Source organism: Streptococcus sinensis, assembly GCF_000767835.1.
In the GTDB taxonomy this organism is placed as follows: domain Bacteria; phylum Bacillota; class Bacilli; order Lactobacillales; family Streptococcaceae; genus Streptococcus; species Streptococcus sinensis.
Genome location: NZ_JPEN01000019.1, coordinates 23982 through 33418, shown reverse-complemented (window position 1 = coordinate 33418; position 9437 = coordinate 23982). Strand labels below are relative to the sequence as shown.

Sequence of the window (9437 nt, the reverse complement as noted above, 5' to 3'; positions counted from 1 at the left end):
TCAGTACAGAACCAAATCCTTTCACTAATATTTTTTGTCCAACTTTTTGGGGTCAGTACAAAAGCAGAGACCTGCTTTTTTATTTTATCCTAAAAGATAGCTGCTTATTTTTATAAGTTTCTATAAGAAAAATGTATAAGTGCGGCTGGGAGATTTTTGGTATAATGGATAGGATACTGAAAAAGAAATGAGAAGGTAATGACTAGAATTATTGATGGGAAAGCTTTAGCGGAAAAACTTCAAGCTAAATTAGCAGAAAAAACAGCGAAACTCAAAGAAGAAACAGGGCAGGTTCCTGGCTTGGTAGTTATTTTGGTTGGGGAAAATCCAGCCAGTCAAATCTACGTGCGTAATAAGGAGCGCTCGGCTTTAGCTGCTGGCTTTCGGAGTAAGGTAGATCGTCTACCGGAAGAGACCAGTCAAGAAGAGTTGTTGAGCTTGATTGAAACTTATAATCAAAATCCTGACTGGCATGGGATTTTAGTTCAACTGCCTTTACCTGATCATATTGATGATGAAGCTGTGCTGCTAGCTATTGATCCAGACAAGGATGTTGATGGCTTCCATCCCCTTAATATGGGCAAACTATGGAGCGGCCATCCTGTTATGATTCCGGCTACTCCTGCAGGTATTATGGAGATGTTTCATGAATATGGCGTTGAACTGGAAGGCAAGCGAGTGGTCGTCATCGGGCGGAGTAATATTGTCGGTAAGCCCATGGCTCAGTTGCTTTTAGCTAAGAATGCGACGGTAACACTGACACATTCGAGGACCCACAATCTAGCTAAGACTGCTAAGCAGGCGGACATTTTAGTTGTGGCTATTGGACGAGGACATTTTGTAACTAAGGACTTTGTCAAGGAGGGAGCTGTTGTCATCGACGTCGGTATGAACCGAGATGAGAATGGCAAGCTGATTGGCGATGTTAAGTTTGATGAAGTAGCTGAAATAGCCAGTCTGATTACCCCTGTACCTGGAGGTGTTGGTCCGATGACTATTACTATGCTGATGGAGCAGACTTATCAAGCCTTTGTCAGAAGTTTAGAGAACTAGTAGCTGTTGAAGCAGTTTGTAAGAGATACAGGCTGCTTTTTGGATGGGAAAAATTGAGCAACAATGGATTTCGGTACAGAGAAGTATTTGGGGTTAGTAATGAGGGGCGATTATGTAGCATTAGCGGGTTTTGAGTATGAATTAGAACTTGATAGAGCAATCAACTGCCTTTTGTTATTTTTCAAAACATGGTATAATGAAGTATTAGGATTCTAGGAGGATGTGTCATGCGGTGTCCCAAATGTGGTGGAAGTAAATCAAGTGTAGTTGATAGCCGACAGGCAGAAGATGGAAATACTATTCGTCGTCGTCGCGAGTGCGAAGAATGTCAGCACCGCTTTACGACCTATGAGCGTGTCGAAGAGAGAACCTTGGTAGTTGTCAAAAAAGATGGGACACGTGAACAGTTTTCGCGAGATAAAATTTTTAATGGCATTATTCGATCTGCTCAAAAACGCCCTGTTTCCAGCGATGAAATTGAAGCAATTGTAAATCGAATTGAACAAAAGGTCCGAAGTCAAAGTGATAATGAAATTCATAGCGAGTATATTGGTTCTCTCGTCATGGATGAATTGGCAGAATTAGACGAAATCACATATGTACGTTTTGCCAGTGTTTATCGTAGTTTCAAGGATGTCGGCGAGCTGGAAAGTCTATTGAAGCAGATTACTAAGGGATCCAAAAAGAAAAAGGAAAAATAAATGAGACCAAACAGTCATTTTTCTTTCTTACGAAATAATCGGATTCATCAGGACGTGGGAAACTTTACTAGGCTATATTTGCCGATTGTTGGCAGAGATGCTGCGGCTCTGTATTCTTATCTGCTTGCCTTTTGGGATAATGGGCAAAAGGATTATCTCTTTGGGCATATTCTCAATCATCTGGATTTTGGCATGGATGTTTTAGAAAATGCTTTAGAGCGTCTAGCGGCTATGGAGCTCCTAGCTCTTTATCAGAAGGAAGAGCATTATTACATTCGCCTTTTTGCCCCTCTAGCAGCGGATGATTTTTTTCAGCATAACGTCTATACGAAACTCTTGGAGAAAAAAATTGGTGAAGCAGCAACAGATGCCTTGAAACCTAGCAGGGCTGAGGGACAGAAGCTTGAAAAACCATTTGTGCAGGTCTTTGGTTTGGAAGCTGAGCGTCTTGATTTCTCTCGAAAAATGAAAGATTTTGATTTAGGAAATTTCAAACAGCGAATGGCTCAGGAAAATTTACGTTTTGCAGATGAAAAGGAAGATCTCTTAGAACTTTTTGCCATTGCCGAGCAAAAGAAGTGGACCTGGTATGAAACTTATCTTTTGGCTAGAGAAACTGCTATTTCTCAGGTTATCTCGACCAAACGTATGCGACAGAAACTGAATCAAAAGCCAGTTGACGGTAAATTTAGTCAGCAGGAACAGTCCATCATTAGAGAAGCCAAACGTCAAACGTCGCTGATTTTTTTAGCCGAAATTAAGAAAACCCGTCAGGCGGCGATTACTCGGACTGAGCGAAAACTCTTACAAGATATGGCAGAACTAGGCCTTTTGGATGAAGTGATTAACCTCGTCCTACTTCTAACCTTTAACAAGGTTGATTCGGCCAATCTTAACGAAAAATACGCCTTAAAAGTGGCCAATGATTTTGCTTATCAAAAGGTGACTTCTGCTGAGGAAGCTGTTCTAAAAATTCGCGAGAGACACCAGCAAACTGTTGGTAACCAGGCTGAACCGAAGCGCAAGTCCAGCAATATACCTGAATGGAGCAATCCTGATTATAAAAATGAAACCAGCTTAGAAAAACAAGCAGAGCTGGAAGAGCAGAAACGCAGACTATTAGCCAAATTGGAAGGAGGCGGTGAGTAAATGGAAAAAGTCGGACAGGCGATGCCTCACATGAATAAGGTTAGGCAGTTTGATTACCAAGAACTGGTCAAGCAAATTCTGGCAGATCCGGACATAGCTGCCTTTATTCAGCAAGAGCAGTTATCGCAGGCTGAAATCCAACGCAGTATCTCCAAATTTAACCAGTATATTACTGAGCGCAATCGTTTTTTGCTCAAGGATGAAGCCTATATTGCCAAGGGTTATAAACCCATTTTGATTAAAAATGAAGGCTATGCAGATGTGTCTTATGAGGAAACTCCTGAGTTGATTGAGCAGGAACGTCAGGAAGCTATTCGTGGTCGTCTAAATTTGATTAATCTGCCGGCCAGTCTTAAGGAAGCCAGTTTGGCTCAGGTTGACTTGGATGATATAGGCCGCTATCAAGCTTTTGAACTCTTGACTAATTTTGTAGCGGATTATCCAAACTACCAAAAGGCTATCTATCTTTATGGAGATTTTGGTGTTGGTAAAAGCTATATGATGGCGGCTCTGGCTCATGATTTGTCAGAAAAACGGGGCGTATCTACTACTCTGCTACACTATCCTAGCTTTGTTTTGGACGTCAAAAACGCCATTAATTCTGGTCAAGTCAAAGAAAAAATTGACGATGTCAAAGTGGCTCAGGTTTTGATTTTGGATGATATTGGAGCTGAACAGTCCAGCCCTTGGATGCGGGATGAGATTCTGCAAGTTATTCTCCAGCATCGTATGCAGGAAAATCTGCCGACTTTCTTTACTTCTAATTTTAGTTTTGTGGATTTAGAGCGACATTTTGCTACATCAAGAAATGGTGATGAGACTTGGCAGGCCAAGCGGGTCATGGAAAGAATTCGCTATCTGGCTCAGGAGGTTCGCCTAGAAGGAGAAAATCGTAGATGAATGAAACAATTGATTTAATGTTATCCCACACCTCTGTTCGTCGTTTTACGGAGGAGCAGATTTCAGATGAAGAGTTGAAAACAATTATCAATGCTGGACGGGCGGCTTCTAGTTGGAAGAATTTTCAATCTTATTCCATCATTGTGATACGCAGTCAGGAGAAAAAAGAGGCTCTTTTTGAGCTAGTGCCCCAGAAAGCTATCCTCCAGGCTTCAGCCTTTCTGCTTTTTGTCGGTGACCTTAATCGAGCAGAAAAAGGCGTTCGGTTACATACAGAAGATTTTTACTCAGAGGGCATAGAAAACCTTCTCATAACTTCTGTTGACGCAGCCTTGGCGGGTCAAAATACCCTTTTGGCTGCTGAGAGCATGGGCTATGGTGGTGTCATTATCGGTTTGGCCCGCTATGTTTCTAAAGAAATAGCAGAGCTGTTAAAGCTGCCAGATTACACCTATCCAGTCTTTGGCATGGCTTTGGGGAAACCCAATCAGAACCATGCAGTTAAACCGCGTCTGCCTTATGAAGCTGTTGTTTTTGAAGAAAGTTACCAAGAGCAGGAAGAATCTGTCATTGAGGTCTATGACCGTGTTCAGGCTGATTATGCTGGCGAGAGAGCTCAGGATACCTGGAGTCAGCGTCTAGCGGCTCAATTTGGTCAAAAGCCTAATTTGGCCAGTCAAGATATCTTGAAAGAGAAGAAATTATTAAACTAGAATAAGAGAGGTAAGTAATGGCTTTACCAACTATTGCCATTGTAGGCCGTCCCAATGTCGGCAAGTCAACACTCTTCAACCGGATTGCTGGTGAGCGAATTTCCATCGTTGAAGATGTCGAAGGAGTCACCCGAGACCGGATTTATGCGACGGCAGATTGGCTTAATCGTAAGTTTAGTATCATTGATACGGGTGGAATTGACGATGTTGATGCACCTTTTATGGAGCAAATCAAGCACCAAGCTGAGATTGCTATGGACGAAGCAGATGTTATCGTTTTTGTTGTATCTGGCAAGGAAGGCATCACGGATGCGGATGAGTATGTGGCTCGTATGCTGTATAAAACCCATAAGCCGGTCATTTTAGCGGTCAATAAGGTGGATAATCCCGAGATGCGCAATGAAATCTATGATTTCTATGCTTTGGGCTTGGGCGACCCTTTCCCAGTCTCTTCTGTCCATGGGATTGGTACAGGGGATATTCTGGATGCGATCGTTGAAAATCTTCCTCACGAGGAAGTGGTTGAAAATCCTGATATGATTAAGTTTAGCTTGATTGGCCGTCCCAATGTCGGTAAGTCTAGCTTGATCAATGCCATCTTGGGTGAAGACCGGGTCATTGCCAGTCCAGTGGCTGGTACTACGCGCGATGCTATTGATACGGTCTTTACAGACAGTGAAGGTCAGGAATTTACCATGATTGATACGGCGGGTATGCGTAAGTCAGGCAAGGTCTATGAAAATACAGAGAAATACTCTGTTATGCGTGCTATGCGGGCGATTGACCGCTCAGATGTTGTTCTGATGGTGCTCAATGCCGAGGAAGGAATCCGTGAGTACGACAAGCGAATCGCTGGTTTTGCTCACGAAGCTGGGAAAGGTCTAATTATTGTAGTCAACAAGTGGGATACGCTGGAAAAAGACAACCATACTATGAAAGACTGGGAAGAAGATATCCGCGACCAGTTCCAATACTTGTCCTATGCGCCGATTATCTTTGTCTCTGCTCTGACCAAGCAGCGCCTGCATAAGCTGCCAGACATGATCAAACAGATTAGTCAGAGCCAGAATACCCGTATTCCGTCAGCGGTGCTCAATGATGTTATCATGGATGCTATTGCCATCAATCCAACGCCGACCGACAAGGGCAAGCGCCTCAAGATTTTTTATGCGACTCAGGTTGCGACCAAGCCGCCGACCTTTGTCATCTTTGTCAACGAAGAAGAGCTCATGCACTTCTCTTACCTGCGTTTCTTGGAAAATCAAATCCGCAAGGCCTTTGTCTTTGAAGGAACACCGATTCACTTGATTGCAAGGAAGCGGAAGTAGGAGCTTTAAGCGAATCGAGTATGAGTTTTTTTAGGTGGGATCTAGTTTCACCAGCTACTAAATCAAGATATGAATAAGTTATATCTAAATTAGTTGCTGCTAGCGATGAAATAAACCATTTTGAAGCTGAGGGATTTTTTAAAAGAGAAGCCTTTTAGGACATATATAAAACCTACTTGGATGCTTCCTCTCCTTATCGGAAAAGCCAGATTGAACTGTGTGAAAAAAGAACGAGTAGTACCAGTCTTTAAGAGGATATGCGCAATCTTATCAAGCTTGGTATCCGCTTCTACCAAAGTCTGAGGTGGAGTATCACATATCCAAAAAGTAAATGAGTGATCAGACATAGGCATTCTCTACATAAAGAAAGCAAGTTGATGCTTGCTTTTTCTTATTGTGTTCAAAATATGGTACAATAAAAGGATAAACGTTAGGTGGTAATTATGGCTAAATTAATTCCTGGTAAAATTCGAACAGAAGGAATTGCTCTCTGTGATAGCAAAAAGGTTGAAATTCTTGAAGTCAAGGATTCCTTTTTGTACACGCGCGTGGATCAATACAATCTACGCTATAGTCTAGATGATGATGCAGTTTTCTGCTCCTGTGATTTTTTTCAAAAGAAGAAGTATTGTGTCCATCTGGCTGCCTTAGAATATTTTCTGAAAAATGATGCGGCTGGCAAAGACCTGCTAGAAAAGATGGAAGAAAAGGAGTCATCCAGTCAGGAAACCCAGAAGTTAGTCTCTTTTGGCAGTCTTTTTTTGGATAAGATTTTGCCAGATAAATCCGGGCAGCAAATCTGCTATGAGCTATCGGCGACCGGTCAGGAAGATACTTACACAGGACAATTCTTATGGAGTCTGCGGATCAGTCGACTGCCAGATGAGCGTTCTTATGTGGTACGTGATATTTTGTCCTTTTTGAGAACCTTGGACAAGGGCGGCCATTATCAGATTGGAAAGAGTTATTATGAGCCCATCCGCATAGAGAATTTTGATGAGGCCAGTCAAGATTTGCTAGAATTCTTACGGGGCTTGGCAGCGGATTATAAGGGGCAGGATTCTTCGCTAGTCTTTCCCAATGCAGGGCGGCACCTCTATTTTCCAGCCAGTCTTTTTGAAGAAGGTGTGACTCGCTTGATGAATCTCACGTCATTTCGTTTGGAATATAGCTTCTATGATTATTCGGAGGTATTTTTTCAGGACTTGCATGAAGAGGCGGAGATTTATCAGTTTGAGGTGCAAGAGCGTGAAAACTATTTTGAGCTACTGATATCAGAAAAGAATTATAAGATTCTCTATGGGGGTCAATTTATCTTTCATAATCAGACATTCTATCAACTGACGGCTCAGCAGACGAAATTAATCAAGGCTTTACAGGAACTGCCGATTGAGCAGGAACGAGTAAAGCGCCTGCAGTTTGATGTGTCTGAGCAGTCCAAACTGGCAGTGAGTTTGGTCGAGTTTAAAAAGATTGGCCGTGTGACAGCGCCTGAGCGCCTGCTCATTCATGACTTTACCGTGGATTTCGAATTTAATTTGGGGGCGGACAAGCAAGTATTACTGGCTCTTGTTTTTGATTATGGCAGTCAGACCGTAACCAGTCGTGAGGAACTAAGAAACCTGCCTTTCGCTAGCAATTTTGAGCGAGAACAGCAGATTTTTAAAGAAATGCTGGAGGCGGGTTTTGCAGATGAGTTTATCAGCCAGCGTCCGCCTTTGCGACCAGAAGAAATTTACCGTTTCTTCTCCGTTTTGATTCCGCGTTTTAGAGCACTGGGCAATGTCCACCTGTCAGATAAGTTGCAAGCCTTGTCCTACACAGAACCTCCGAGAGTTTCCGTCGGTATGAACGGTGGTCTCTTGGATATTGGCTTTGATTTTACTGGTATTGATCAGTCTGAAGTGGATGATGTTCTAGATTCGCTGATGAGCCAAAAGGATTACTTTATCAGCAAGACGGGTCAGGTCTTGATTTTTGATGAGAATAGTAAGCGAATCAGCCAGACCTTGCAACAATTGAGAAGCAAACATTCTAAAAATGGGGTCATCCAAACGCATAGTCTGGCCGCCTACCAACTCTCTGAATTGTTCAAAGATCAGGAAAGAGTTGACTTGTCGCAGGATTTTCGCCAGCTATCTTATGATTTGACCCACCCTGAGGATTTTCCTCTGCCTAAGCTGAAAGTTCAGGCTGAGCTTCGAGATTATCAAGAGATGGGTGTGAAATGGCTATCCATGCTGAATAAATATGGATTCGGCGGTATTTTAGCCGATGACATGGGCTTGGGGAAGACCCTTCAAACCATTTCTTTTTTGAGTGCTCATTTGACCAAGTCTAAGAAAGTCTTAATCTTGGCGCCATCTAGCCTGATTTACAACTGGAGTGATGAGTTTGCCAAATTTGCTCCGAACTTGGATGTAGCCGTTGTGTATGGGCTGAAAAATGTTCGAGATGCTGCGATTGCAGAAAATCATCAGATTACGATTACGAGCTATGCTTCTTTCAGACAAGATGTTGAAGAGTATCAGGGGCTTCATTTTGACTATTTGATATTGGACGAAGCACAGGTCATGAAAAATGACCAGAGCAAGATTGCTCAATATTTGAGAGCATTTGAGGTGGAGCGTACTTATGCCTTGTCTGGCACGCCGATTGAAAATCATCTTGGTGAGCTCTGGTCTATTTTCCAGATTGTCCTTCCGGGCTTGTTACCGGCCAAGAAAGCTTTTTTGAAGATGTCGGCAGAAACGGTTGCGCGCTATATCAAACCCTTTGTTATGAGGCGCAAGAAAGAAGAAGTCTTGCAGGAGCTTCCTGATTTGATTGAGGTTTCTTACCGTAACGAACTAGCAGACAGCCAGAAAACGATTTATCTAGCCCTGCTCAAGCAAATGCAGGAGCGAATCCTTCATGCAACGGAGGAGGAAATCAATCGCAGTAAAATTGAAATCTTGTCCGGGCTTATGCGGCTCCGTCAAATCTGTGACACACCTAATTTATTTATGGAGGATTACGATGGGGAAAGTGGTAAGCTGGAGAGTTTGCGTGAGCTGCTGGAGCAGATCCAAGACGGCAATCATCGTGTTCTGATATTTTCACAATTCCGTGGTATGTTGGATATCATCGAGGCTGAGCTGGATCAGATGGGGATGGAATCCTTCAAAATCACGGGCTCAACCCCTGCAAAAGATCGTCAGGAGATGACAACGGCCTTTAACCAAGGAGAAAGGTCAGCCTTTCTGATTTCCCTCAAAGCCGGCGGTGTCGGTCTCAACCTGACTGGTGCAGATACCGTTATTTTGGTGGACCTCTGGTGGAATCCAGCGGTAGAAGCTCAGGCCATCGGCCGGGCCCATCGTATTGGTCAAGAACGCAATGTCGAAGTTTATCGGCTGATTACGAGGGGAACCATTGAAGAAAAAATCCAGGAATTACAGGAAAGCAAACGAAATCTGGTTTCAACTATTCTGGATGGGGCAGAAGCACGCTCTAGTCTTTCGCTGGAGGAAATTCGAGAAATTCTCGGAATTTCACCAGAATCGCTTGAAAAATAGTTTGAATAGTTTATAATAATGAAGAGTTGAAAGGAA

General features: G+C 43.0%; 7 protein-coding genes. All 7 read left to right on the top strand.

From position 1 onward, the window contains the following. Positions 1–198: 198 nt before the first annotated feature. The 7 genes from SSIN_RS00965 to SSIN_RS00930 all read left to right on the top strand — a co-directional run bounded on the left by SSIN_RS00965 (position 199) and on the right by SSIN_RS00930 (position 9401). The gene (locus SSIN_RS00965) at positions 199–1053 is read left to right on the top strand and encodes a bifunctional methylenetetrahydrofolate dehydrogenase/methenyltetrahydrofolate cyclohydrolase (protein ID WP_037614694.1); all 855 of its coding nucleotides are present in this window, start codon (positions 199–201) and stop codon (positions 1051–1053) included. A gap of 227 nt (positions 1054–1280) precedes the next feature. After that, positions 1281–1754, top strand: a complete 474-nt coding sequence (gene nrdR / locus SSIN_RS00960) for a transcriptional regulator NrdR (RefSeq protein ID WP_037614692.1) — start codon at positions 1281–1283, stop codon at positions 1752–1754. After that, positions 1755–2903, top strand: coding sequence for a replication initiation and membrane attachment family protein (locus SSIN_RS00955; protein WP_037614689.1), 1149 nt, complete (start codon positions 1755–1757; stop codon positions 2901–2903). Next, positions 2904–3803, top strand: coding sequence for a primosomal protein DnaI (dnaI, locus tag SSIN_RS00950; protein ID WP_037614686.1), 900 nt, complete (start codon positions 2904–2906; stop codon positions 3801–3803). After that, on the top strand, positions 3800–4516 hold the full coding sequence (locus tag SSIN_RS00945) for a nitroreductase family protein (protein ID WP_037614683.1): 717 nt from the start codon (positions 3800–3802) through the stop codon (positions 4514–4516). Before dnaI ends, SSIN_RS00945 begins: the two co-directional genes overlap by 4 nt. Positions 4517–4533: 17 nt before the next feature. Next, complete coding sequence (der, locus tag SSIN_RS00940; RefSeq protein ID WP_037614680.1) at positions 4534–5844, top strand: ribosome biogenesis GTPase Der; 1311 nt, start codon at positions 4534–4536, stop codon at positions 5842–5844. 443 nt (positions 5845–6287) lie between these two features. After that, positions 6288–9401 (top strand): pilus expression-regulating Snf2 family helicase, encoded by a 3114-nt coding sequence (locus tag SSIN_RS00930; protein ID WP_037614676.1) that lies wholly within the window; start codon positions 6288–6290, stop codon positions 9399–9401. The last annotated feature ends 36 nt before the right edge of the window (positions 9402–9437 follow it).

Excerpts from the sequence above, each read along its gene's own strand:
- der (WP_037614680.1), top strand. The coding sequence starts at position 4,534 with ATGGCTTTACCAACTATTGCCATTGTAGGCCGTCCCAATGTCGGCAAG.
- nrdR (WP_037614692.1), top strand. The coding sequence starts at position 1,281 with ATGCGGTGTCCCAAATGTGGTGGAAGTAAATCAAGTGTAGTTGATAGC.
- SSIN_RS00955 (WP_037614689.1), top strand. The coding sequence starts at position 1,755 with ATGAGACCAAACAGTCATTTTTCTTTCTTACGAAATAATCGGATTCAT.
- dnaI (WP_037614686.1), top strand. The coding sequence starts at position 2,904 with ATGGAAAAAGTCGGACAGGCGATGCCTCACATGAATAAGGTTAGGCAG.
- SSIN_RS00930 (WP_037614676.1), top strand. The coding sequence starts at position 6,288 with ATGGCTAAATTAATTCCTGGTAAAATTCGAACAGAAGGAATTGCTCTC.
- SSIN_RS00965 (WP_037614694.1), top strand. The coding sequence starts at position 199 with ATGACTAGAATTATTGATGGGAAAGCTTTAGCGGAAAAACTTCAAGCT.
- SSIN_RS00945 (WP_037614683.1), top strand. The coding sequence starts at position 3,800 with ATGAATGAAACAATTGATTTAATGTTATCCCACACCTCTGTTCGTCGT.